The sequence below is a fragment of the Bradyrhizobium genomosp. I (2014) genome (assembly GCF_000261685.1).
Classification (GTDB): domain Bacteria; phylum Pseudomonadota; class Alphaproteobacteria; order Rhizobiales; family Xanthobacteraceae; genus Bradyrhizobium.
This window is the reverse complement of sequence record NZ_AJQE01000026.1, coordinates 22,127-46,041: the sequence shown is the minus strand read 5'-3', so window position 1 is coordinate 46,041 and position 23,915 is coordinate 22,127. Positions and strand designations below refer to the sequence as shown.

General features: G+C 66.4%; 21 protein-coding genes and 1 pseudogene. 12 read left to right on the top strand and 10 right to left on the bottom strand.

The annotated features are described in order from the left end of the window. Positions 1-119: 119 nt before the first annotated feature. Both htpX and IC50_RS02275 read left to right on the top strand, forming a co-directional pair. A complete protein-coding gene (gene htpX / locus IC50_RS02280; protein ID WP_035699943.1) occupies positions 120-1,079 on the top strand; it encodes a zinc metalloprotease HtpX in 960 nt (319 codons plus the stop codon). A gap of 135 nt (positions 1,080-1,214) precedes the next feature. After that, positions 1,215-1,824 (top strand): annotated as a pseudogene (locus tag IC50_RS02275) (tetratricopeptide repeat protein). Positions 1,825-1,829: 5 nt separating this feature from the next. Here IC50_RS02275 and IC50_RS02270 read toward each other — a convergent pair. Together IC50_RS02270 and IC50_RS02265 are read right to left on the bottom strand one after the other, a co-directional pair. Further along, positions 1,830-2,180, bottom strand: coding sequence for a hypothetical protein (locus IC50_RS02270; protein ID WP_035699942.1), 351 nt, complete (start codon positions 2,178-2,180; stop codon positions 1,830-1,832). A gap of 174 nt (positions 2,181-2,354) precedes the next feature. Beyond that, positions 2,355-3,155, bottom strand: coding sequence for a hypothetical protein (locus tag IC50_RS02265; protein WP_035699941.1), 801 nt, complete (start codon positions 3,153-3,155; stop codon positions 2,355-2,357). 229 nt (positions 3,156-3,384) lie between these two features. Here IC50_RS02265 and IC50_RS41910 point away from each other — a divergent pair, with 229 nt between their 5' ends. Then, entirely contained in the window at positions 3,385-3,678 is a 294-nt protein-coding gene (locus tag IC50_RS41910; protein ID WP_035699938.1) for an antibiotic biosynthesis monooxygenase, read from the top strand. 160 nt (positions 3,679-3,838) lie between these two features. On the opposite strand, the gene IC50_RS02255 is transcribed toward IC50_RS41910, so the two are convergent. Beyond that, positions 3,839-5,284 (bottom strand): helix-turn-helix domain-containing protein, encoded by a 1,446-nt coding sequence (locus IC50_RS02255; protein WP_035699936.1) that lies wholly within the window; start codon positions 5,282-5,284, stop codon positions 3,839-3,841. Between the two features lie 230 nt (positions 5,285-5,514). On the opposite strand from IC50_RS02255, the gene IC50_RS02250 reads away from it, so the two are divergent. The 3 genes from IC50_RS02250 (at position 5,515) to IC50_RS02240 (ending at position 8,146) form a co-directional block, all read left to right on the top strand. Then, entirely contained in the window at positions 5,515-7,149 is a 1,635-nt protein-coding gene (locus IC50_RS02250) for an isocitrate lyase (RefSeq protein WP_035699934.1), read from the top strand. Between the two features lie 32 nt (positions 7,150-7,181). Next, the gene (locus tag IC50_RS02245; protein ID WP_027575539.1) at positions 7,182-7,394 is read left to right on the top strand and encodes a DUF4170 domain-containing protein; all 213 of its coding nucleotides are present in this window, start codon (positions 7,182-7,184) and stop codon (positions 7,392-7,394) included. 197 nt (positions 7,395-7,591) lie between these two features. Continuing rightward, the gene (locus tag IC50_RS02240) at positions 7,592-8,146 is read left to right on the top strand and encodes a hypothetical protein (protein ID WP_035699931.1); all 555 of its coding nucleotides are present in this window, start codon (positions 7,592-7,594) and stop codon (positions 8,144-8,146) included. A 119-nt stretch (positions 8,147-8,265) separates the two neighbouring features. Here the strand turns inward: IC50_RS02240 and IC50_RS02235 are convergent, their stop codons facing one another. Beyond that, positions 8,266-9,147 carry a metallophosphoesterase family protein gene (locus IC50_RS02235; protein WP_035699930.1) on the bottom strand — a complete coding sequence of 294 codons (882 nt, stop codon included), beginning with the start codon at positions 9,145-9,147 and terminating at the stop codon, positions 8,266-8,268. A gap of 92 nt (positions 9,148-9,239) precedes the next feature. Here IC50_RS02235 and IC50_RS02230 point away from each other — a divergent pair, with 92 nt between their 5' ends. Then, complete coding sequence (locus IC50_RS02230; protein ID WP_035699928.1) at positions 9,240-9,731, top strand: NUDIX domain-containing protein; 492 nt, start codon at positions 9,240-9,242, stop codon at positions 9,729-9,731. A 242-nt stretch (positions 9,732-9,973) separates the two neighbouring features. Continuing rightward, positions 9,974-10,489, top strand: a complete 516-nt coding sequence (locus tag IC50_RS02225) for a GNAT family N-acetyltransferase (protein WP_035699924.1) — start codon at positions 9,974-9,976, stop codon at positions 10,487-10,489. 152 nt (positions 10,490-10,641) lie between these two features. Here IC50_RS02225 and IC50_RS02220 read toward each other — a convergent pair whose 3' ends face one another. From IC50_RS02220 to IC50_RS02195, 6 genes are all read right to left on the bottom strand, one after another. Further along, entirely contained in the window at positions 10,642-13,011 is a 2,370-nt protein-coding gene (locus tag IC50_RS02220; protein WP_035699923.1) for a TonB-dependent receptor, read from the bottom strand. A gap of 145 nt (positions 13,012-13,156) precedes the next feature. Beyond that, a complete protein-coding gene (locus tag IC50_RS02215) occupies positions 13,157-13,573 on the bottom strand; it encodes a DUF2946 family protein (RefSeq protein ID WP_035699920.1) in 417 nt (138 codons plus the stop codon). Between the two features lie 272 nt (positions 13,574-13,845). Next, a complete protein-coding gene (locus tag IC50_RS02210; protein ID WP_035699918.1) occupies positions 13,846-15,909 on the bottom strand; it encodes a membrane protein in 2,064 nt (687 codons plus the stop codon). A gap of 142 nt (positions 15,910-16,051) precedes the next feature. Further along, positions 16,052-18,862, bottom strand: coding sequence for a DUF4159 domain-containing protein (locus IC50_RS02205; RefSeq protein WP_035699917.1), 2,811 nt, complete (start codon positions 18,860-18,862; stop codon positions 16,052-16,054). Continuing rightward, the gene (locus tag IC50_RS02200; RefSeq protein ID WP_035699915.1) at positions 18,859-19,803 is read right to left on the bottom strand and encodes a DUF58 domain-containing protein; all 945 of its coding nucleotides are present in this window, start codon (positions 19,801-19,803) and stop codon (positions 18,859-18,861) included. The genes IC50_RS02205 and IC50_RS02200 overlap by 4 nt, the downstream gene beginning before the upstream one ends. Next, the gene (locus tag IC50_RS02195; protein ID WP_035699913.1) at positions 19,803-20,801 is read right to left on the bottom strand and encodes an AAA family ATPase; all 999 of its coding nucleotides are present in this window, start codon (positions 20,799-20,801) and stop codon (positions 19,803-19,805) included. Before IC50_RS02195 ends, IC50_RS02200 begins: the two co-directional genes overlap by 1 nt. Before the next feature lie 266 nt (positions 20,802-21,067). On the opposite strand from IC50_RS02195, the gene IC50_RS02190 reads away from it, so the two are divergent. From IC50_RS02190 to IC50_RS02175, 4 genes are read left to right on the top strand one after another with little or no spacing between them, the layout of a single operon-like run. Then, positions 21,068-21,679 (top strand): DUF1285 domain-containing protein, encoded by a 612-nt coding sequence (locus IC50_RS02190; protein WP_035699910.1) that lies wholly within the window; start codon positions 21,068-21,070, stop codon positions 21,677-21,679. 2 nt (positions 21,680-21,681) lie between these two features. After that, a complete protein-coding gene (locus IC50_RS02185; RefSeq protein ID WP_035699908.1) occupies positions 21,682-22,353 on the top strand; it encodes a CoA pyrophosphatase in 672 nt (223 codons plus the stop codon). Further along, positions 22,350-22,613, top strand: coding sequence for a DUF6111 family protein (locus IC50_RS02180; protein WP_035699907.1), 264 nt, complete (start codon positions 22,350-22,352; stop codon positions 22,611-22,613). Before IC50_RS02185 ends, IC50_RS02180 begins: the two co-directional genes overlap by 4 nt. A gap of 10 nt (positions 22,614-22,623) precedes the next feature. Then, positions 22,624-23,880 (top strand): CCA tRNA nucleotidyltransferase, encoded by a 1,257-nt coding sequence (locus tag IC50_RS02175; protein WP_035699904.1) that lies wholly within the window; start codon positions 22,624-22,626, stop codon positions 23,878-23,880. The last annotated feature ends 35 nt before the right edge of the window (positions 23,881-23,915 follow it).

Here is a 23,915-nt window from a genome sequence, read left to right as displayed (position 1 = left end):
AAGGCTGGCGCGCCATCGATCTGCGGCCGGGCGCCGCATGAACCTTGCGGGATCCAACAGCATTCATACCTCGGGAACGGCGGCCGGAGGTTTGCCCGCGGCCGCCTCAGGAGACGGCCATGAACTATCTTCGTACCGCAATTCTGCTCGCAGGCCTCACCGCCCTGTTCATGGGCGTGGGCTATCTGATCGGTGGTGCTTCCGGCGCCATGATCGCGCTCGTCATTGCCGCCGCGACGAATCTTTTTACCTACTGGAACTCCGACCGCATGGTGCTCTCGATGTACGGCGCCCATGAGGTCGACCGCGCCAGCGCGCCGGAACTGGTCGGGCTCGTCGCCGAACTCGCGGGCCGTGCGGGCCTGCCGATGCCGCGGGTGTTCCTGATGGATGAGCCGCAGCCCAACGCGTTCGCGACCGGACGAAACCCGGAGAATGCCGCCGTCGCCGTCACCACCGGCCTGATGCGCCAGCTCAGCCGCGAGGAGCTCGCCGGCGTGATCGCGCATGAGCTCGCCCATATCAAGAATCACGACACGCTTCTGATGACGATCACCGCGACCATCGCCGGCGCGATCTCGATGCTGGCTCAGTTCGGCATGTTCTTCGGCGGCAATCGCGACAACAACAATGGTCTCGGCATCGTCGGCTCGATCCTGATGATGATCCTCGCCCCGCTCGGCGCCATGCTGGTGCAGATGGCAATCAGCCGCACCCGTGAATATGCTGCGGACAATCTCGGTGCGCGCATTGCGGGACAGCCGATGTGGCTGGCCTCCGCGCTGGTGAAGATCGAGGGTGCCGCGCACCAGGTGCCGAACTACGAGGCCGAGCGAAACCCCGCGACAGCGCACATGTTCATCATCAATCCGCTCTCGGGCCATGGCGTGGACAATCTGTTCGCCACCCATCCCTCGACGCAGAACCGCGTCGCCGCCCTTCAGCAGCTCGCCTCCGAGTTCGGCAGGCAGGCGGCGCCCTCGGTTGGCGCCAACGAGAACTACCCGCCGCGCGGCCCTTGGGGCCGCTCCTCGTCACGTGGTCCTTCGCGTGGTCCTTCGCGTGGTCCTTGGGGCTAGAGGAACCGGTGAGGATTTGCGTCCGTCTTTGTGACCTGGCGCACACAGGGTCGTCCCGACCGGTGGTAACACCTCGACGTGAGCAATCCTTCGAAAGGGGATGCGTGGCCGGCCCGCTGCCGGTCACCGTCGAAGATGACCAGAGCTGCCGTACCCTTGCTGATCGTTCTTTGCGTGCTCTTCGGCCTGTCCACGCACATGGTCGTCTATTGCGGCGACGGGGACGATCCCGACATCTGCTCGGCCGTGATCGGCTTCTCGCCGCTCCGCGGCTCGCTGATCGCCTTCGCCTATGAGGGGCGCGGACGGATCGCGCTGCGTCACGGCGACTTCAGACGGGCGATCGCCGATTTCGACGAGGCCATCCATCTCAATCCCAACCGCGCCTCGTTCTATCGCGACCGGGCGCTGGCGCACCGAAAGAACGGCGATCTGGAGCGTGCCATTGCGGACTATGACGAGGCGATCGCGCATGATCCCAAGCTTGCCGCACCCTATCACCAGCGCGGTCTTGCGCTCGCCGCCATGGGCGATCTCGATCGCGCCATCCTGAGCTACAATACGGCGGTCCGCCTCGAACCCTCCGATGCGCAGGCCCGCCTCGATCGTGGCCTCGCGTTCCTCGCCCACGGCCAGGCCGACGATGCCCGCCGGCAAGAACGGCGCCGCGCGAGAGGCAGCGCGTGCCAGGCTCGCCGAGCTCGCCGGCGCCGAGCTGACCCGGGTCGCCGCGCCGCGGCGGTAAGTGGGTTATTTTGCCTTCTTGGCATTCGCCTTCTTCGCCTTGGCCTTCTTCTCCGGCTTTTCCTTCGCCTTCTTTTCCATCTTCACGGCAACCGGCGTGCTGGCGGCCAGACGCATCGATCGCGCGTAGCTGTCGGCGACGTTGTCGGCCGACATCTGGAGGCGCTTGGCGGCGGCGGTGGCCTGCTCCATGGTGGCCTTGGCCATCATCTTGAAGCGCTCGCCGGTCTCCTTGCCCTTGGCCTTGGCCGCAAGGCCGTTGAAGCGATCCCGCCGCTCCTTGGCGCGGGTCATCAGGCCCGTATGCAGCTGTCTGGCCAGTTGCCGGATCACGACATCCAGGTCGGCGTCCGCCATGTTCTCTCATCCTCTTCGAAAAACGGTATCGATGCGGCGGGACTATGCAGATCGGGCCCCGCCTTGGCAATTCCCGCTGGCGCGTCATCCGCAGCTTCCGGCTCGCGATACAAAAAAGCCGCGCAATTTGCGCGGCTCTCCGGCTGGCTGGATTGAGAAGATGCTATGTCTGCCTCACTTCAGCGAGGCCACCGGGCCGTTCGAGGCCGTCGGCTCGGGATCGAAGCCGAACACGCCGACCAGGTATTTGTAATAGTCCGGCATCTTCTCCTTGAGCGCCTCGCGCGACTTCGGATCGTGGAATTCGCTTTTTCCGGCCAGGAAGATGCTCGCGGTCACGGCAAAGAATTCCATGGGATTCTTCATCGCGTAGGATTCCTTGGGCAGCATGTCCTTGGACTTGGCCAGCGCGTAATAGGCGATCACGCCCTTGTTGGCGTAGCCGTCCGGCAGCAGCCGCGCGTGATAGGCGTGGAGCAGCTCGTGCAGCAGCACCGCCTCCTTTTCGTAGCGCATCATGTCCGGCCGCAGCATGATCACGCCGAGCCCCGAGTCGACCGCGAGGTCGACGGCGTTCGGATTGGTCCAGCGCTGCTTGTCGTGGTCCCACACCGTCAGCGTCCGCGGCACGCGGCGCTCGACGTTGGGAGCGACGCGGCCGTAGCAGGCGGTTGCGGCGCCTTCGTCGAGGCAGGCGAGCTCGCTCGCGATGATTGGCACGGTGCGGAAGAAGCGCAGCACACGCGGCGACAGGCCGGCCGCTTCGACGGCGTCGATCTGTTGCTTTACGTTGTCGGTGAGCTTGTCGACGTCCTTGCGGTCGGAGTTCTCCGACAGGTCGAACATGTAACCGCGGTAGCTCTGGAAGCCCGGCGGCAGCGACTGCGCTGCCTCGGCGTCGAGCGACCCGGCATGAGATGGATTGGCGAAGAGCGCGCCGACGATGGTTGCGGTCAGCAGCAACGCAATGCGCATGATAAACCCCCTGATGTCACCTCGCCCGGCAGAATAGGCCGCCGTTGTTTGCGAAAAGTGAGTGGGGCAAGACTAGGGCAGCGATGTTGAGGCGTGCTTAATCCCTGGTTGCAGATCGCGGAGGCGGATTAGGATCGGGTTAACCAAGCGTGGATTGGCGGTGCGCTTCGGCGTATCATTCGCTCCGGGTGACAGGCCCAAAGTGCAGACAGCCGGAAGGGAGGATGCCATGTATGCCGCCATCCGTCAGGCCAAGGCGAAAAGCGGGAGCGCGGAGGAGCTGGCGCGCCGTATCAAGGACGGCGCCGTTCCGATCATCAGCAACGTCGACGGTTTTCGCGCCTACTACGTCGTCTATGCCGGCGACGACACGGTCACGGCGATCTCGATCTTCGACAAGTTCGAGCAGGCCGAGGAGGCGAACAAGCGCGCCATCGCCTGGATCGAGAAGGATTTGGGCCCGCTGCTGGCAGGGCATGCGAGTGCCGCCGCGGGGCCGGTGATCGTGCACACGCTGGCGTGAAGTGCGGCAGTCTCGTGCCCCGGACGCAGCGCAGCGCCTCTTCGGCGGTGCGCTGCAGAGCCGGGGCCCATGGTGCGGCGTGCGTGGCTCGCTGGGTCCCGGCTCTGCGCAGCAGCGCAAGAGCGCCGCAGCGCGTCCGGGACACGAGAGCTGAATACCCTCACAACTCCCGTGCATTCGAGAACGCGAACGAACTCACCCTTCTCGTCGTCTCGTCCAGGATCAGCGTGCGCGTGATCGGGGGCTCGGCGCGCTGGGCGCAGTTCTCGCGTTCGCAGAGGCGGCAGTTGACGCCGATCGGCGTGCCCTCGGTCTTCTCCAGGTCCATGCCGGCGGCATAGGTCAGGCGCGCGGCGTGACGGATCTCGCAGCCGAGGCCGATGGCGAAGCGCGGCTGCGGCAGCGGGTGCGGCGCGACCGGGCGGCGCACCATCTGCGCGATCGAGAAGTAGCGCGTGCCGTCAGGCAGCTCGATTACCTGCTTCAACAGACGATCCGGCGTGTCGAAGGTCGAGTGCACGTTCCACAACGGGCACGTGCCGCCGAATTTCGAGAACGGGAAGGTGCCGGAGGAGAAGCGCTTGGAGACGTTGCCGGCGTTGTCGACACGCAGGAGGAAGAACGGAATGCCGCGCGCGTTCGGCCGCTGCAGGGTGGTGAGGCGATGGCAGACCTGCTCGAAGCCGGAATTGAAGCGCTGCGCCAGCACGTGGATGTCGTAATTGAGCGCTTCCGCTGCCGCCAGGAACGCAGGATAGGGCATCATGACAGCGGCTGCGAAGTAATTGCCGAGGGTGATGCGGAACAGCCGGCGCGGCGCGTCGTCGAGCGGGCCGGCGCGGCCGATGATGGTCTCCAGGGCTTGCGCGCATTCGCCGAGGCCGAGCTGGAAGGCAAGCTGGAAGGCGCGGCCGGGCGGGTCGACCAGCTCGGAGATCAAGAGCTGGCGGCGATGGCGGTCGAAGCGCCGCAGCGTCTCGCGCATCACATCGACAGGCATGATGCGGGTCTGGATCGAATGCTTTTCGCGCAAGCGCGCCGCGAGCGCCGCGTAAAGCCCCTCAGCCGGCACGTTCAGCTCGTCGCGCAGATTTTCCGCGGCTTGCTCCAGTTCCGGAAAATAATTGCGGTTGGCCTCGATCAGCTCGCGCACACGCTCGACCGGATTGGCCTCATATCGCGTGCCGACGTCGCGGTCGGCCATTTGCGCGGCAGCCAGCGTCTCACCCTGGCGCGCCTCGGTATAGGCGGCGTAGAGCCGCTGCAGCGCGTGGGTGACGCCGGGGCAGAGCTCGGCGAGGTCGCGCAGCTCCTGCTTGGGAACGTCGATCTGACGGAACAGGGGATCGGAGAAGATCTCGTTGAGCTCGGCGAAGAAGCGGTCCTCGTCGGCGGTGGCGAGGTCGCGCAGGTCGAGGTCATAGGTCTCGGCCAGGCGCAGCAGGATCTGCGCCGTCACCGGGCGCTGGTTGCGCTCGATCAGGTTGACATAGCTCGGCGAGATCCCGAGCCCCTCGGCGATCTGGGTCTGAGACAGCCCCAATTGCTGCCGGATCCGGCGGAAGCGCGGGCCGACGAACAGTTTCTTGCCGGACTCGGCGGCCATGGCTTGAGATCTCCACCTGCATCAAGGACAGTCTTGCTGACCTATATTTTACAAACTTTACAAAATAACATCTATTACATGTTCTGATGTTACATGACATCACCAATAAAATACAAGCCACCTATACGAAGTTTCTGTTTTGGCGTTTAGCTCCTGACACGCATCTCGCAATGCAGTGTCAAGAATGTCGATGGCCAGCCATCGCCATCGTCAGCGAAAGGATCAGGCACATGAATTACCAGCCCCGCGGCATCAGCACCCTCCAGGGCCCGTCCTCGTATCAGGACGAGGTCAAGGCGGCCCAGGCGCTCCTCGAGACCCAGCCGACCTGGAACGGCGTGTCGGCCGAGGCCGTCGCCCGCATGCGCCTGCAGAACCGCTTCAAGACCGGCCTCGACGTTGCCCGCTACACGGCGGCCCTGATGCGGGCCGACATGGCGGCCTATGACAAGGACCCGACCAAGTACACCCAGTCGCTCGGCTGCTGGCACGGCTTCATCGCCCAGCAGAAGCTGATCTCGGTCAAGAAGCACTTCGGCGGCAAGACCGATCGCACCTATCTGTACCTCTCGGGCTGGATGATCGCGGCGCTGCGCTCCGAGTTCGGTCCGCTGCCCGACCAGTCGATGCACGAGAAGACCTCGGTGCCGGCGCTGATCGAGGAGCTCTACACCTTCCTGCGTCAGGCGGACTCCCGTGAGCTCAACGACATCTTCCGCCTGCTCGACAAGGCCCGCAAGGAAGGCGACAAGACCCGCGAGAAGGAGCTGATCGAGAAGATCGACAACTTCCAGACCCATGTCGTGCCCGTCATCGCCGACATCGACGCCGGTTTCGGCAACGCGGAGGCGACCTATCTGCTCGCCAAGAAGATGATCGAGGCGGGCGCCTGCGCGCTGCAGATCGAGAACCAGGTCTCGGACGAGAAGCAGTGCGGTCACCAGGACGGCAAGGTCACCGTGCCGCACGACGTCTTCCTCGCCAAGATCCGCGCCTGCCGCCACGCCTTCCTCGAGCTCGGCGTCGAAGACGGCATCGTCGTGACCCGCACCGACTCGCTCGGGGCCGGTCTGACGCAGCAGATCGCCGTCAGCCACAAGCCCGGCGACATCGGCGACCAGTACAACAGCTTCCTCGATTGCGAGGAAGTGACGGCGGAGAACGCTCGCAACGGCGACGTCATCATCAACCGCAACGGCAAGATGATGCGTCCGAAGCGGCTGCCCTCCAACCTCTACCAGTTCCGCCCCGGCACCGGTGCAGACCGCTGCGTGCTCGATTGCATCACCTCGCTCCAGAACGGCGCCGATCTGCTCTGGATCGAGACCGAGAAGCCGCATATCGAGCAGATCGCCAGCATGGTCGACCGCATCCGCGAGGTCGTGCCGAACGCGAAGCTCGCCTACAACAACTCGCCGTCGTTCAACTGGACCCTCAACTTCCGTTGGCAGGTCTACGACGCGATGAAGGAGGCCGGCCAGGACGTCAGCAAGTACAACCGTGCCGAGCTGATGAAGGCGGAATACGACGACACGCCGCTGGCGAAGGAGGCCGACGAACGCATCCGCACTTTCCAGGCGGATTCGGCCAAGCGCGCCGGCATCTTCCACCACCTGATCACGTTGCCGACCTACCACACGGCGGCGCTCTCGACCGACAATCTGGCGCGGGAGTATTTCGGCGAGCAGGGCATGCTCGGCTACGTGAAGAATGTCCAGCGCGCCGAGATTCGTCAGGGCATCGCCTGCGTGAAGCACCAGAACATGGCCGGCTCCGACATCGGTGACGACCACAAGGAGTACTTCGCCGGCGAGGCGGCCCTGAAGGCTGGCGGCGCCCACAACACGATGAACCAGTTCGGCTAACGAACCACGCTACTCTCGAAAGGAGACTGACAATGACCAAAGGCAGCAATTTCTGGGTGATCGGCGGCGAGTTCGGTTCGATGAACTTCCACAAGCTCGTGGAAGGCTCGGCCCAGGTCAAAGGTCCGTTCAAGTCCCGCAAGGAAGCCGAGGACTGCTGGCGCGAGGTGTCGGAAGAGAGCCGCCACAAGGCCGGCGTCCGCTTCTCGATCGTGGAAGAGCCGCAGCGCGCCCCGGCAGCCTGATCGGGCGGCAGCCGAGCTCACCTAAGAAGACGTCCAAGGACGGATGGTCCCATCCAGGCCCTAGCCTGGGTGGGATCGTCTGTTTTTGGCACAGGTGGAAAGGCTGTGGGGCGCTGTAAGTATCTGGAATTGTGGGGCTTTGCGGAGGATGTGGTTGCTGATAGGTTAATGACGGAAAGTCGAGGACGAGGCCGACAATGTCAGAGCCCGAGACCAGCGGGACCCATCCCGGCCAGCCGCGCCCGGTGCGGCTGCGCGATGCACTGCTGCGCGCGCGGATCGAGGCCGCCGACCGGACCGGCGTCGTCGTCGATCTCAGGGACGCCGAGGTCGCGCGGCTCGAGATCCTCAACGACGCGCTCGATCCCCTGTTCGCGCAGGTGCCCGATCAGATCGACCTGTTCGACCGCGGCATCAGCCAGGGCGATACGCCGAGACTCTGGATCGACGTCGTCGCTCACATCGTGATGGGGCGCGACAAGCGGATGTACCGCTTCGTCCAGGACACCCGCTTCGGCCGCATCGTGCTCGCCGAATCGCACGACACGGCTGTGATCGTCGAGGCCGTCACCGACTATGTCGCGCGCCGCATGGTCGAGCGCGAGCGCGCGATGGTGGTCCCGCCCGAGCCGCAGCCAGCCACAACCGAGCCGCCGCGCCGCTCGCGCGTCTGGCCGTTCGTGTTCGGCTTCATCCTCGGTGCGGCCGCCTTGTTCGGCGTCGCCGTGCTGGCGGTCTTGCGGAGCTGGTGATCAGTTGCTTCGTCGTTCCGGGGCATGCGAAGCATGAACCCGGAATCCATTCATCGCCGCACATTGCCGCCCGATGGATTCCGGGCTCGCGCTTCGCGCGCTCCGGAATGACGCCGCTCTCAAATCAGCCTCGCATGCTTGATCTGCCCGATTTGAAATCCAGCTCCCAGGCTCCGCACCGTCTGCTCGCAGCGCCAGCCGGCATTGTCCTTCTCGATGGTGAGCAGATTATACGCCGCCGCCGGGTAGCGTCCGTGCGCGAGCGCTGAGGCCGAGGGCACGCCGAGCGCGGGAATGTTGCCGTTGGGGCCCTCGAACCACACCGTCGAATGAATATGGTCGTGCCCGTGCAGGATCAGCTCGACGCCGTGGCGCTTGAGCAGCGCCAGCAGAGCGGGCGCATCGGTCATCCGCTTGTGGCGGGCGTCGGATTTCAGCGGATGATGCACTAGCAGCACGCGGAAGACGTCCTCGGCCGCGAGCCGTTCGAGGACCCCTTCGAGCGCCGCGAGCTGATCGGGTCCGAGCGAGCCCGTGGCCATCAGCGGCAGGGTCGGTACCGCCGTGGACAGGCTGATCAGCGCGAGCGGCCCGCGCCGGCGCACCGACGGAAAGCCGATGCGGCCGTCGTCGCCGGCGAGATAGGGCGCAAACGTCTCGCCGAAACGATGAGAGGTGGCACGGACATAGGCGTCGTGGTTGCCGGGAATCGCGGTCACGCGTTCGGGCGGGCCGACGCTCTCGAGCCAGTGCAGGGCCGGCGCGAATTCCGCCTCCAGAGCCAGGTTGACGAGATCGCCCGTCACCGCGATGTGGTCGGGCGCCTGCGCCCTCATATCGGCGACGAGTGCGTCGAGAATCTCGCGGCGCTGGTACTTGTGGCGGTTGCGCGTCCAGTTGACGTAGCCTAGCGCTCGCTTGCCCGCGAGCTCGATCAGCCGCGGCTTCGGCAGAGGCGGCAGATGCGGATCGGACAGATGGGCGAGCTTGAAGGGGACCATGGCGCGCGATTGCCTCGCTATTGCTCCCCTGTAATGGCAAGGTCGCAGACAGCGCGCAAGCAGGGCCTGAAACGGGGCGTCGAGGAAGCCTGATGGGAGAACGACTGAATCGTGTCCGACGGAAAGCGGAGCCGCTGCTGCGGCGATTCTTGCACGCCTATTTTCTCGTTGTCCGCGGCATGACGCTCGGCGTCCGCGCCGTGGTGCTGGATACGGACGGGAGGGTGTTCCTGGTCAAGCACAGCTACGTCAGCGGCTGGTACTTGCCGGGCGGCGGCGTCGATTTCGGCGAGACCATGGAAGAGGCGCTGCGGCGTGAGCTCAAGGAGGAGGGCGATATCGATCTTACCGGCGAGGCGGTCCTGCACGGCATCTTCCTCAACAGCCACGTCTCCCGCCGCGACCATGTCGCGGTCTATGTGGTCAGGCAGTTCAGCCAGGTCCGCCTGCCCGCGCCCAATCACGAGATCGTCGAATGCGGGTTCTTCGACGCCACCGCGCTGCCCGAGGGCACCACGCCCGGCACGCGGCTGCGGATCGCGGAGGTGCTCGATGACCGGCCCTTGATTGCGACGTGGCGCTGAGGGCGGCCTGTGCTGAAGCGAGATGGATCTTGGTTGAATCGATCGGACCGCGGGCTCGCTCGACCTCTCCCGCTTGCGGGGAGGTCGGCGCGAAGCGCCGGGTGTGGAGGCTTTCTCGACGCAGGGAATATCTCGATCACGGAGGCAATGCAGTTCACTCTTCCGGCTGGGGAGAGACGAAGCCCGTCCACGGCCACCGCCCATGGACCTTCGCATGCGCAAGTGCTACTCCGCGAATTGACATGACCGACCTCTCACTGACCATCCTTCCGGAGGCCGCCGGCGACGCTCAGGCGATCGAGCGGCTGCACGAACGTACCTTTGGTCCCGGCCGCTTCGTGCTGAGCGCCTACCGGATTCGCGAGCACGTCGACCATGTGCTCGAACTGTCCTTCACCGCCCGCATCGGCACGCTGCTGGTCGGCTCGGTCAGGCAGTTGCCGATCCTGATCGGTGAGACGCCCGCGCTGCTGCTCGGGCCGCTCACCGTCGAGCCGCCGTTCCGCGGTCGCGGCGTCGGCCGTCTGTTGATGGAGCGCGCGCTGAAGGACGCGAAGGCGAAAGGTCACCGCCTCGTGCTGCTGGTCGGCGACGAACCATATTACAGCCGCGTCGGCTTCAAGCCGGTCCCCAAGGGCCGCGTCACCATGCCGGGCCCTGTCGATGCCGCCCGCATCCTGGTGTTCGAACTCGTCGACGGCGCGTTCGAGGGGGTGGCGGGGCCGGTCGGTCCGGACTGGAGCAAGGCGCGGGGGTAGGGTAGGGGCTACGGCGCTGTGAATTGGAAGCGCCGTGGCCGTGCTTCATACTCCGTCGTTGCTGTGGAGACAGCCGTGCAGCCCGGATTTCGCTGAAAGCGCAATCCGAGGCGCGAGGTGTGTCGGGGCCCGTGGGCCCGACTGGCTCAAGATCAGAACTTGAAGTTCGCGAACGCCCGCACGCCGATGCCGGGCATCAACACCTCGTCCTTGGTGTAGGATACTGAGTTGCGGATCTTCTCGTTGAGAAGATTGTTGCCGACCAGGCCTGCATACATCTCCCGCGCGCCGAGCCAGTTTGCGCCGAGCTTGGTCTTGTAGCTGACCTCTGCCTTCAGGAGGTTGTAGCCGGGCGTGGGCGTCTCGGCGATCTCCGCAACGTTGCTTTGCGGGAAGGCGTGCAGAAGATTGATGCGTGCCAGCCAGTTGGAGTCGCGCCAGAACAGGCCGGCACCGATGCGCGCCGGCGGAATCCGGGGAACGTTGGTGCCATCGGTGAAGGTGGCGCGGACGATGTCGAACTGATCCTCAAAACCCCAGATGCCGCCATAAAGCGGGCCGACGTCGATCTGGCTCTGGAATTCACCGCCACGGAAGATCGCATTCCTCTGCGAGTAGACGGCCTGGTTGAGCTCTGCATCAGGCGCGCCGCAGGACGCAAAATCTTCATCGCACATTACGCCGGTCAGCCGCCGAAAGATGAAATTGTCGAAGCGGGTGTAGTAGGCGGTGGCCTCGAACCGGAGCGGCCCTGTTGCGCGGCGCAGGCCGACCTCGACCGTCTTGGCGGTCTCGAGCGTCAGGTTAGGGTTGCCGATATCGAAGGTGGCGGTCGCATCGTGCGGGCCGCGGGAGAACAACTCGGCTGGTTTCGGTGCGCGCTCGACATATTGTGCGGTGATGCTGCCGACGAGGTCGTACGGCAGGTTCTGGATCAGGCCGACGCTGCCGCTCTTCGGCGTGAAATGCAGATTGCGAGCGATGCTGGTCTGAGGATCGCCGTTCGGCAGGAAATCGGCGGGAAAATCGGGCGTCGATCCGCTCAGGTCGACATGCTCGATCCGGCCGGCAATCTGGGCCTTGGTCGTGTCGGTGAATTTCAGCTCGTTGAAGACGTAACCCGCTTCACGCATGTTGCGGTTCGGATTCCACAGGCCGTTGAAGAGCGCGCCGGGATCGTCAGGGCTCGGCGCGGTCAGCTCCTGATGTGCGGCCTGAAAACCGAACGCGGTCGTGATCTCGGCAAATCGCGCATTGAACGGCATCAGTTGCGTTTCGACCCGGATCTCCTCTTCCCTGTTCGTGAAGGTCTGCCGGACGCCCAGGGTCGTCAGATCTGCAGGGTCGGCGAGGCCAATCTCGTTGTGGCGGTAGTTGGTGGCACCTGCCCAGAAGCGGATCGCATCGATCGCCGCCGCGTCGGGCCGGTACTCGCCCTTCATGGTGATCTTGGTCTGGTGCGCATCGATACGGGTCTGGTGATCGGCCCCGTCGATGCCGGGGATGTGGTAGAGCGAATCGTTCTGCGTGATCGCCGCGCCGATGAAGCCGCCCGTGAAGAAGTACGAGCCGCCGATCGAGGCGCCGTCCGATCGCGTTGCCGAATTCGGCTGATGGTTGCCGACCGGCCGCGTGTCGTCGAAGCGGTAGGGGTAACCCGGGATGTAGTAGTCGGAGGTGTTGCGGCCGTACGCATCGGCGTGGACGGCGAAGTTGTTGCCGCCGCCGTCGAGCAGAATGCCGCCTTCGACGCCGCGGTTGACCGAGTCGAACGCGGTACGCGTCTCGGCGGTGACGCAGGGCGAAGTCGCGGCAGTCGCGAGCGGCGCCTTCGTCGGCAGCCCGTAGCTCTGGAACGACGGCGCGCAAGCAGGCAACGCATCCGGAATCCGGTTGTTGGTGGCGGCGACGACGCCGCCGATCGAGGTCGAGCCGTAGCGAAGCGCGGCGGGTCCGCGGATCACTTCGACCTGGTTGGTCGCGAGCGTATCGATCGGGACGAAATGATCCTCGCCGAGGTCGGAGGCGCCGCCGCCATTGGTGCCGTTCTCGAGGATGCCGACACGATTGACGTCGAGACCCCTGATGATCGGCCGGCTGGATGCGCCCGGCGCGAAGCTCGACCCGGTGATGCCGGGCTTGGAGAACAGGAGGTCGCCGAGCTGGCCGCCGCCCTCGCGGCGGATCTCCTCGTTCGGCACCACGGTGACGGTGGCGAACTGGTTGGTCACGATTGGCAGCACGCCCTGCTGAGGTGCGGCAGGCACTGGGGCTGCCGGCGCCGCTTCTGCCGTCTGTTGGCGGCTGCGCACCCGTGCGGTCCGCGTGCCGCGGCCCGCGTTGCGCGACGGCACCACCGCTCTGCGCACGATGGGGCTCGGCGCCGTCACGGTGACGGCGGGGATCTCGGTCGACGATTTGTCTTGCGCCGGCTCTTGAGCGAAAGCGGGCGTGGCGGCGGCACCTAGCAGGAGCAGGCTGGCTCCGCCAAGACGCTGCGCGCGTCGCGATTGAAATGACATGGTCCTGATTCCAGTCAGGCGCCGTCCAGATGATGGTCTGCTGATCGGAGGCGGCCTGCCGTCGCGGCGCGACGGAATTCGACTTCAACTTCTCCCAGGCATTCGCCGGCGTCCGGCGAGGCTGGGCGTGATCAAGCGTTGGAAGTCAGGACGCGGGAGGGGCGCGCGGCTGGAACGCCGTGCCGGCCGATTTCAGATGGAGAAACTCGGCATCGGTGGTGCGGTAGAGCAGATCGATCGCCTGCGGCAGTTGCAGCAGGGGCGGCGTGGCGAACAGGATCGTGCCCGCCATCGCGACGACGGCGCAGATCGCGCAATTGTCCTCGCCCGGATGCTCGCGGTCGGGACTCGCCGGCGATTGCTTGTGAACCGCTGCGCGGTCGACCGTGGCCTGATCCTTGGCGCCCTCTTTGGCGCCATCGGTCTGCTGGAGCGTGGCTTGGGCAAGTGGAGCGGCTTGGGCGAACCAATGGCTATGGCCGAACGTCAGCCCGAACTGCACCAGCATCGCGAACAACGCGAGCCGGGCGCCGTGCCTGATATTCGACCGGAACCACTTCATCTGGAAAGCCACCCTCACATCGGGGCGTCAATCCCAGGACGCCGCGATGTTATAGTGTAACATCGCCCGATCGATCAGCTGATGTCAACGGCGGACGGATGGGCCCGCGCAGGCCGCTCAGCCGATGTGTCGTTCGGGCAACTCCAGCACGATGAGACCAGGCCTGATGTAGCACGAAGCAGGTGCGCTCCCTCTCCCGCAAGCAAGCGGGAGAGGTTCGAACGAGCCCTGGAGGCCGTCGACTTAACTCAAGGCCATCACGCCTCGGGAGATCACCGCCCCTCGCGCATCCAGGTCGCCGCGAACGCGCCGAGCAGCAGCAACAGGCCGATCAGGCCGGCGAAGATCGGCAGCACGCCGACGCCCTTCACCACGCTGGCATCGCGCATGCGCACGCCCATCCAGCCGTCGCCGTGGAAGACGCTGGTGGAGCGCACCGGCAGGATGCGCGGCAGCTCGACGCTGTTGCCACTGGCCACGCGCACGGCGTCGCCACCGGTCGCCTGCGTCAGCGGCTTCAGGGTGTCGACGATGGAGGTGACTTCCGAGAACTCCTTCGGATTGGTCGGGCCGACATTGATCAGCGCCTTCAGCGTGCCGTCGGTGGCCTGCCACAGGCCGAGCTCGCTCGCCGGCAGGCTGGCGCGCCATTCGCCGGGCTCGCCGGCGCTCAGCGTCAAATCGTGCGACACGCCAGATGGCGAGATGACGCGCACCGGCTGGACGCTGTCCGCCATGGTCTGGCGCACCACGACGAGGTCCTTGCCCTGCACCTGGAGCCGCAGCGCTTCCTCGTCGAGGTCCGGCTGCTTCATCAGCCAGTGCGACATCCGCCTGAGCAGGTCGAGATGCGGCCCGCCGCCTTCATAGCCGCGCGCCCACAGCCAGATGTGGTCGGATAGCAGCAGCGCGACGCGGCCCTCGCCGAAGCGCGACAGGAACAACAGCGGCTTGCCGTCGGCGCCGGTCATGACAGGCGGGTTCACGGCATTGCGGGTGTCGACGGTGCGGAAGAACCGGCTCCAGTGCGGCGGTTCGCTCGCCGAGCCTTCCAGCCCGCGTGTGACGGGATGGCGTTTGCCGATGTCCGACAGATGCGCATAGAACGGCTTTTCGGTCACGCCGACCGGCTCGGCCGGCAGCACCGAATCCAGCGGCGTGCGCCAGATGCTGGTGTTGGAGGCGTAGTCGGGCCCGGCCGAGACCAGCACCGCGCCGCCCGAGCGGACATAGCGCGTGATGTTGTCGAAATAGGCGATCGGCAGCACGCCCTGACGGGCGTAGCGGTCGAAGATGATCAGCTGGAATTCGTTGATCTTCTGCTGGAACAGCTCGCGCGTCGGAAACGCGATCAGCGACAATTCGTTGATCGGCGTGCCGTCCTGTTTTTCCGGCGGACGCAGGATGGTGAAATGCACGAGGTCGACGCTGGCGTCGGATTTGAGCAGATTGCGCCAGGTGCGCTCGCCGGAATGCGGCTCGCCCGAGACCAGGAGCACGCGCAGCTTGTCGCGCACGCCGTCGATGGCGACGACCGCGCGGTTATTCACCGGCGTCAATTCTCGTTCGAGCGGCGAGGCCTCGATCTCCACGATGTTCGGGCCGGCGTGCTTGATGTCGACGTCGACGCTCGCGCTCTGGCCGCTTCCCAGCGTGCGCTCGTTGATGACCTCGCCGTCCCTGCGGATCGTAACCTTTGCGCGCTCACCCGAGACGCCCTGGTCGTCGAGGCGGTAGCTGATGGTCTGGGTCTGGCCGACGATGCCGAAGCGCGGCGCCGCCGTGACCGCGATGCGACGGTCGCGCTCGTCCTTCTGCCCGGTGATCAGCGCGTGCACCGGCGCCTGGAAACCGAGCGCGGCGGCGTTCGCCGGGATGTCGTGGACGCGGCCGTCGGTGATCAGGAACGCGCCGGCGACGCGGTCGACCGGGACATCCGACAATGCCGAGGCGAGGGCGCCGAACAGCTTGGTGCCGTCGGTCTCGCCATCGGCCTGTCCGGCCTCGACGACGCGGACCTCCAGTCCCTTGATCTTCTTCAGGCTGTCGACCAGCGCTTCCTGCGCAGCTGCGGCCTCACGGTTGCGGTTGCCGAAATTCTGGCTCGGACTCTTGTCGACGACGACTGCGGCGACCGAGGTGAGGGGATCGCGATCCTCGCGGGTGAAGGAGGGATTGGCGAGCGCCAGCAGGAACAGCGCCAGCGCGGCCACGCGCACCGCGGCGCCGCGTGCGCGAGCAACCAGCAGCACGAGCGCGACGATGACGATCGCGGCGAGCGCGAGCCACAGCACGATCGCGGGGACAAGCGGCGTGAATGCGATGCCGTAGTTCATAGCGTTACTCTCTCGGCATCGTCATGGCCGGGCCTGTCCCGGCCATCCACGCCTTGCCGCAGGACAAGAAGAACGTGGATGCCCGGGACAAGCCCGGGCATGACGGCTTCGGTTTGGCGGGCATTCAGCTTTGAAACCCGCATCATTGCCCCAGCCGTTCGATCAGCGCCGGTGCGTGCACCTGGTCCGCCTTGTAGTTGCCGGTCAGCGTGTACATCACGATGTTGGCGCCGGCGCGGTAGGCGAATTCGCGCTGGCGGGGGTCGCCGCCGGTCACCGGCAGCATGGCCTGTCCGTCGGGCCGCACGGCCCAGGCGCCGGCAAGATCGTTCGAGGTGATGATGATCGGCGAGACGCCGTCGCCGCCGCGTGCCGGCCGCTGCGCGCTGTCCTCGTCGTCGTCGCGCGGCAGGGTCTCGACCCAGGTCTGGCCGGCCGTGAAGCGGCCGGGGAAGTCGCGCAGCAGATAGAAGGTCTTGGTCAGCACGTGCTCGCGCGGCACCGGCTCGAGTTCGGGCACGTCGAGCGACGACAGGATGTCGCGCAACGTCTGCATGCCCGGCGTCTGCGACGCGCCCTTCGCGCCGGGCGGTGCCTCGATCGCGTCGCGGGTGTCGAACAGCACGGTGCCGCCCTGCTTCATGTAGGCGTCGATCTTGTTGATGGCATCCTGCGGCGGCTTCGGCGTGCCCGGCACGATCGGCCAGTAGATCAACGGGAAGAAGGCGAGCTCGTCGCGCGCCGGATCGACGCCGACGGGATCGCCGGCCTCGAGCGCAGTGCGCTGGGCCAGGAACAGCGTCAGCCCGTTCATCCCCGCCTTGACGATGGAGTCGACGTCGGCATTGCCGGTCACGACATAGGCGAGCCGGGTCTGCGACACCGCCTTCATCGCGAACTCGTCGGATGCGCTATCGGCGCGCGACGGCGCGGGCGAGAGCGACGCGAATCCTGCGAGCAAGGCGAGCACGATCATTGCGGGCGCGGCGCGGCGGCGCAGCAGCGCGGCAAGGCCGCCGCCGAGCACCGCGACGATGATGGCGTCGATCAGGAACAGCGCAAGCGCGGTGGACAGCAGCCAGCCGCGCAGGTCGCGCGGCTCGGCATTGGTGTAGGTGGCGTGCCGGGCACGCAGGCCCGCGGTGTTCAGGGCAGCGATGCGGTCGGCGCTAGCAAGCGTGTTCACGGCGAGCGGTCCTTCGGCCGGACCATAGAAGCCGGGCGGATGATCGGGGGTGGCGCGGTCGCGGTAATCCGCAGGCAGCGGTTTTGCGGTTGCAGGCGGCGGGCCGAAGGCGCCGAAGCCGTCGAGGATGTGCAGCGGCGCGACCGTCTCGGCAGTCGCTTCGCTGGCAACACCCGCGCCCGGCTTGGACGTGTAGCCGGACATGTCGACCACCCGCCGCAGCATTTCGACGAAGGTGCCCGACATCGGCAGGTCCGACCAGCGCATGTCGGCGCTGACGTGGAACAGGCTGACGAGGCCCTTGCCGCGATGCTCGCCGGTCACGAGCGGCGTGCCGTCTTCCAGCGAGGCCCAGCTCTTGGTGGCGAGCACGGCGTCGGGCTCGGCCAGCACCTGGCGGCTCACGGTGACGTCCTTGGGCACCGCGACGCCCGCAAACGGGCCGTCGGCCGCGAAGGAAGCCAGATGCTGCGGCTTCTCCCAGGTCAGGCTGCCGCCGAGCGTGCGGCCGCCCTTGCGCAGCTTGACCGGGACGAGATCGTCCTCGGCCTGCGCCAGCCTTGGCCCTGCGAACCGCACCAGCACGCCGCCCTGGTCGATCCAGGCATTGAGGCGCTCGCGGAGCTCAGGGGCGATGGTGCCGATATCGGCGAGGATGATCATCGGCAGCTTCTGGTCCAGAAATTGTGTGATGCCCTGCTGTGGCGAGCCCTTGTCGGCGAGCCGGACGTCGGCGAACGGCGCCAGTGCGCGGGTGAGATAGAAGGTCGGCGCCAGCAGCGGCTGTGCGGTCTCGCTGGTCGAGCCCGAGACGATGCCGATCGCGCGGCGGCGCCAGCGCTTGTCGAGCAGCTGCACCGCGCCGGCAGAGCGCTCGCCGGATATTTCGAGCCGGGTGATGTCGTTGCGCAGTTCGACCGGCAGGTCGAACGCGGCTTCGGTTTCCTTGTCCTGCGGGCCGAACGAATAGCGGGCTTCGCCGATCGGCGAAGCCTTCTGGTCGAGCGCGCGTACGGTGCCGACCGCGATGCCGCTGTCGGTGCGCAGCACCTTCACCGTCATCTTCGCCGCAGCGTTCTCGGCCGCGACCAGCGCCAGCGGCGAGGAAGTGCCGCCTTCGAACACGGTCAGGCTGCGATCGCCGATGGTCTTGCCGAGGCCCTGCACGAAATCCTCGCCGCGGCCGGTGTCGACGCCGTCGGAGAGCCAGGCGATCTCGCAGTCGCCGGTGACTTTGAGGAAACGGTCGACCGCAGCCAGCGTCTCGACGCGATCGATCGAATAGGGCTTCGGCGTGAGTTGCCGCAGCGCGACGCGCGCCGCGCCCGCCGGCATCAGGGTGATGTCGCGGTTCGGCTCCGACAGCGGCACCAGCGCGATGGCACGGCGGTCATTGTCGGCGTTCGCGATCAGCTCGTCCGCGGTCCTGATCCTGACGTCCCAGTGCGATGCGGCGCTCCAGCCGTCGTCGAACATGATCATCAGCGGCGCCTTGCTGCCGGCGAGGCCTGTTTGCGGATTCCAGATCGGGCCGGCGGCGGCGAAAATGACGAGCGCCGCAGCCAGCAGCCGCAACGCGGTCAGCCACCACGGCGTCCGCGACGGCGTCTCTTCCCTGGGCGCGATGTCGAACAGCAGGCGGGTCGGCGGAAACTCGATGCGGCGCGGCCGCGGCGGCATCACGCGGAGCAGCCACCACAGCACCGGCAGGCTGACGAGGCCGATCAGGAGCAGCGGTTGCGTGAAGGCGAGAGGCAATCCCATCATGCGGCCGGCCCCGCCTTGATCGTCGTGGTGCGGGCGCCCGACTTGCTCACCTGCATGCCGGCATGCAGGAACAGCAGCAGCTCCGCGGCGGAGCGGTCGGTCGCGTGCGTCGTGAACAGCCAGTCCAGCTTGTTGGTCTCGGCGCGGATCTGGTCGCGATGCAGCGCGAGCCGCGCGGTATAGTCCTGCGCCCAGCTCTCGGCGCGGCCGGCGGTGATCACGCCAAAGCCTTCCGGCTCGACGAATTCGACGCGGCCGGAATAGGGAAACGACTCCTCGGCGGGATCGACGACCTGCACCATCGTGCCGTGCGCGCCGGAGCCGGAGAGCCCCGCGAGCGTCATCCTGATCTCGGAGATCGGCGACCAGAAATCCGACAGCACGATGATCTCGGCCAGTGCCGCGGGCACGAAGGACGGCGGCAGGCTCGGCCGGTCGGCATCGTCATGCAGCATCGCCTGCGCCATCTTGTCGATCACGCTGCGGCTTGCGGTCGGCGCCATCAGCCCGGGAATGCCGACGCGCTCGCCGCCGGAGACGAGCAGCTCGGCGAGCGCGAAGGCGACGATCAGCGTCCGCTCGAGCTTGGACTCGCGCGCGGTCTTCGAGGCGAATGCCATCGAGGGCGAGCGGTCCGGCCAGATCCAGACCGTGTGCGCGGCTTCCCATTCGAGCTCGCGGACATAGAGATGGTCGTCACGCGCCGAGCGGCGCCAGTCGACATTCTGCGACGGTTCGCCCGAGACGAAGCGGCGGGATTGCCAGAAATTTTCGCCGGAGCCGGCGCGGCGCCTTCCATGCAGGCCGTGGATGACGTTGGCGGCAATGCGGCGGGCCTCGAGCACCAGGCGCGGCAGCGAAGCGGCGAGCGTGCGGCTTTCGCCATCGGCACGTCGGATCGCCAGTGTCTCCTTCGCTGCGTGCCCGTTCTCTGCTGCCATCAACCGATCCGTGTCTTCAACTGCCGGATCACGTCCGGAATCGTGCGGCCTTCGGCGCGCGCCTGGAACGTCAGCGCCATGCGGTGCTTCAGCACCGGCTCGGCGAGGTCCAGCACGTCGTCGATCGAGGGCGCCAGGCGCCCGTCGATCAGCGCACGCGCGCGCACCGCCAGCATCAGCGATTGGCTCGCGCGCGGGCCGGGACCCCAGGCAATGAACTTGCCGGCTTCGCCGGCGTCCGGACCCGGGCGGGCCGAGCGCACCAGCGACAGGATCGCCTCCACGACGGAATCGCCAACCGGCAGGCGCCGGATCAGCCGCTGCGCGGTGATCAGCGCATCCGCGGTCATCGAGCCCCTGGCCAGCGTCTCCTCGGCGCCGGTGGTCTCGAACAGGATGCGGCGCTCGGCGTCACGATCGGGGTAGTCGACGTCGATCTCCATCAGGAAGCGGTCGAGCTGGGCTTCGGGCAGCGGATAGGTGCCTTCCTGCTCCAGCGGGTTCTGCGTCGCGAGCACGTGGAATGGCTTCGGCAGATCGTGGCGCGCGCCGGCAACCGTGATGTGTTGCTCCTGCATCGCCTGCAGCAGCGCCGACTGCGTGCGCGGGCTGGCGCGGTTGATCTCGTCCGCCATCAGGAGCTGCGCGAACACCGGACCCGCGATAAAGCGGAAGGCGCGCCTGCCCGCGGTGCTCTCATCCAGCACCTCGGCGCCGAGGATGTCCGAGGGCATCAGATCGGGCGTGAACTGGATGCGCTTGGCATCGAGACCGAGCGTGACGCCGAGCGTTTCGACCAGCTTGGTCTTGGCGAGGCCCGGCACGCCGATCAGGAGCGCATGGCCGCCGGAGAGGATGGTGACCAGCGTGTTCTCGATCACGCGATCCTGGCCGAAGATGACCGACGCGATCGCATCCTTGGCGGCGCGAATCTGGCTCGACACCTGCTCGGCCGAACGGACGATCCCGTCCTCGAGTTTCTCGACACTCTCCGCCATTCGCTCGCTCCTTCAGCCTGCCACGCGGCTTGCTTGCATCGTCACGTCAGCACGTCACGTCATCACGTCGAGTCATGGGCCCTATGCTAGACTTGCAGGAAGGCCATGTATTCGTTGAATTAACCTATCCCCACCTTATCGGCTTCGGGTTATGTACGGCATCACGAAGTGGCGACCTCCACACCGGACTATTCCGGATGGAACCACGCACCCGAGTACAACGTAGACCTGCACCAATCGTGCCAATCACAGAGTCAGGGCAAACCATGGCGAACCAAGGGCAGAGTGCGGATCGCGGTCTTGAGGGACTGACTGCCGCCGCCAAAAGCGCTGCCAATGCCGAAGGCGCCAAAAAGGGCCTGCCTCCGGTGCATCTGTGGAATCCACCGTTTTGCGGCGATCTCGACATCCGAATCGCGTCCGATGGTACTTGGTTCTATCTGGGGACGCCAATCGGGCGTCCTGCCCTGGTCCGCCTGTTTTCGACCATCCTCAAGCGCGAGGGCGACAAGCACTTCCTGGTCACGCCGGTGGAGAAGGTCGGCATCCGCGTCGATGATGCGCCGTTCATGGCGGTCGAGATGCAGAAGAACGGTGAGTGCAATCATCGCGTGCTGCGCTTCCGCACCAATGTCGACGATTGGATCACCTGCGATGCCGCGCACCGGCTGCGTTTCGAGCAGGCGCAGGATGGCGGGCTGACGCCTTACTTGCACGTCCGCGCCGATCTCTGGGCCAAGGTCACGAGGGCGCTCTACTACGATCTGGTTGACATGGGTGAGGAGCGGATGGTCGATGGTCAGCCGATGTTCGGTGTCGAGTCGGCCGGCCAATTCTTCGCCATGGCCGATGCGGAGCAGGTGAGGGCCGCGCTTTGAATTTGAACAAGCCTATCCTGACGAACGAGCCCGTCGCGATGGGAGCTGCGGATTTCTTCGCCCGCTCCAGGGCGAAGCTCGGCTTCGACGTCCCGCCCGGCCTCTACGATCCCAACATCATCCCGGCCTCGGGCGATCCCGGCACCGACAAGATGCTCGAGATCATCGCGCGCGAACAGCCGGTGCGCCCCGCGGCGGTCCTGATCGCGGTGGTCGACCATCCCGAGCCGACCATCCTGCTGACGCAGCGCTCTGCGCATCTCAACGACCATGCCGGCCAGATCGCGTTTCCCGGCGGCAAGATCGATGCGACCGATTTCTCGCCGCTCGATGCGGCGCTGCGCGAGGCCGAGGAGGAGGTCGGGCTGTCCAGAGACTTCGTCGAGCCGATCGGCTATCTCGATCTCTACGGCACCGCCTTCGGCTTCCGCATCTTGCCGACGGTGGCGAGGGTCAGGCCGGGCTTTTCGCTCACCATCAACCATTCCGAGGTTGATGACGCGTTCGAGGTGCCGCTATCCTTCCTGATGAACCCGGTGAACCACCAGGTGCACAGCAAGGAATTCCGCGGCATGGCGCGGTCCTACTACGCGATGCCGTTCGCGGAGCGCTACATCTGGGGGGCGACGGCCGGGATGCTGCGTGTGCTGTATGAGCGGATCTATTCATCATGATCCGGACGGTTCTGACCGAGATCGGAATCTTCCTCATCCCCTTTGCCGTTTATGCGCTGTTCCTGGCCGCCACGCGGTCCGGACTGTTCGCGCGATCCTCCTGGCCGGTGGCGGTCGTCGCGCGCCTTGCGCTGGCGGCGATCGTGCTGGTCATCGCGGGCCTGATCGGCCTCGCGCATTTCTCCGGCGCGCCGCCGGATTCGACCTACGTTCCCGCCCATGTCGAGAACGGCAAGCTGGTGCCGGGCGTGGAAAAATAGGGGCTGATCGATGAGTGCGGAGCCGTTGCTTGCCCATGCGCCCTGGCTGACCGCAGGTGGGACCGCGCGTGTCCTGGAACTGCTCAGCACTGATGGCGAGGAGGCGCGGGTGGTCGGCGGCGCCGTCCGCAATGCGCTGCTCGGTCTCAAGCCCGGCGACATCGACATCGCGACCACGGCGCTGCCGGAGGAGGTGATGCGGCGCGCCAAGGCCGCCGGCATCAAGGGCGTACCAACCGGCATCGACCACGGTACCGTCACGCTGGTCATCGACGGGCACCCCTACGAAGTCACGACGCTGCGCGAGGACACCGAGACCTTCGGCCGCAAGGCCAGGGTCGCATTCGGCCGCGACTGGGTGAAGGATGCCGAGCGGCGCGACTTCACCATGAACGGCTTGTCGGTCGATGCGAGCGGTGTCGTCCACGACTATGTCGGCGGCATCGCGGATGCGAGAGCCGGCCGCGTGCGCTTCATCGGCGATCCCGACCAGCGCATCGCCGAGGATTATTTGCGTATCCTGCGCTTCTTCCGCATTCACGCCGCCTTCGGTGCCGGCGAGCCCGACCGCGACGGCTATCTCGCCTGCATCCGGGGACGTGCGGGCCTGGCTAGCCTCTCGGCCGAGCGGGTGCGCATGGAGATGCTGAAGCTGCTGGTGGCCCGCGGCGCGGCCGCGGCCGTGCTGGCCATGGCCGAGGGTGGATTGCTTCAAGTCCTGATCGGCGGCGTGGTCTATGCGGGCCCCTTGGCGGCGATGATCGCGATCGAGCGCGAGCTCGGCCTGCCCGCGAGCAGCACGCGACGCCTGGCGGCACTGTCGGTCGCCGTCACCGAAGACGCCAAGCGCGTCGCCGCGCGCTTGCGGCTTTCCAATGCCGAGGCCAAGGCGCTGGATTCGATGGGGCATCGCTGGTGGCGCTTCGCCACCAAGGACGAAGCCAATGCGCGGCGGCTGCTCTACCGGCTCGGTGCCGAGCGCTATCACGATCGCGTGTTGCTGGGCTGGGCGAGAAACGGCGGCGACGTCGGCTCGCCGCGCTGGCGTGCGCTCGCCGAGCTGCCGCAGCGCTGGACCGCGCCGAAATTTCCGCTGAAGGCCGCCGACTTCATTGCACGCGGTCTCGCCGAAGGACCCGCGCTCGGACATGTGTTGGCGCTCGCCGAGGACGCTTGGCTTGCGGCGGATTTTCCCCTCGAGGAAGCCGCGCTCGCTGCCATCGCCGATCAAGCTGCGGCACGCGTCAGTCGCGATCAGAAAAATTGACCGTCGTTTCGGGCTTCGCCGACATCTCGCTTCTG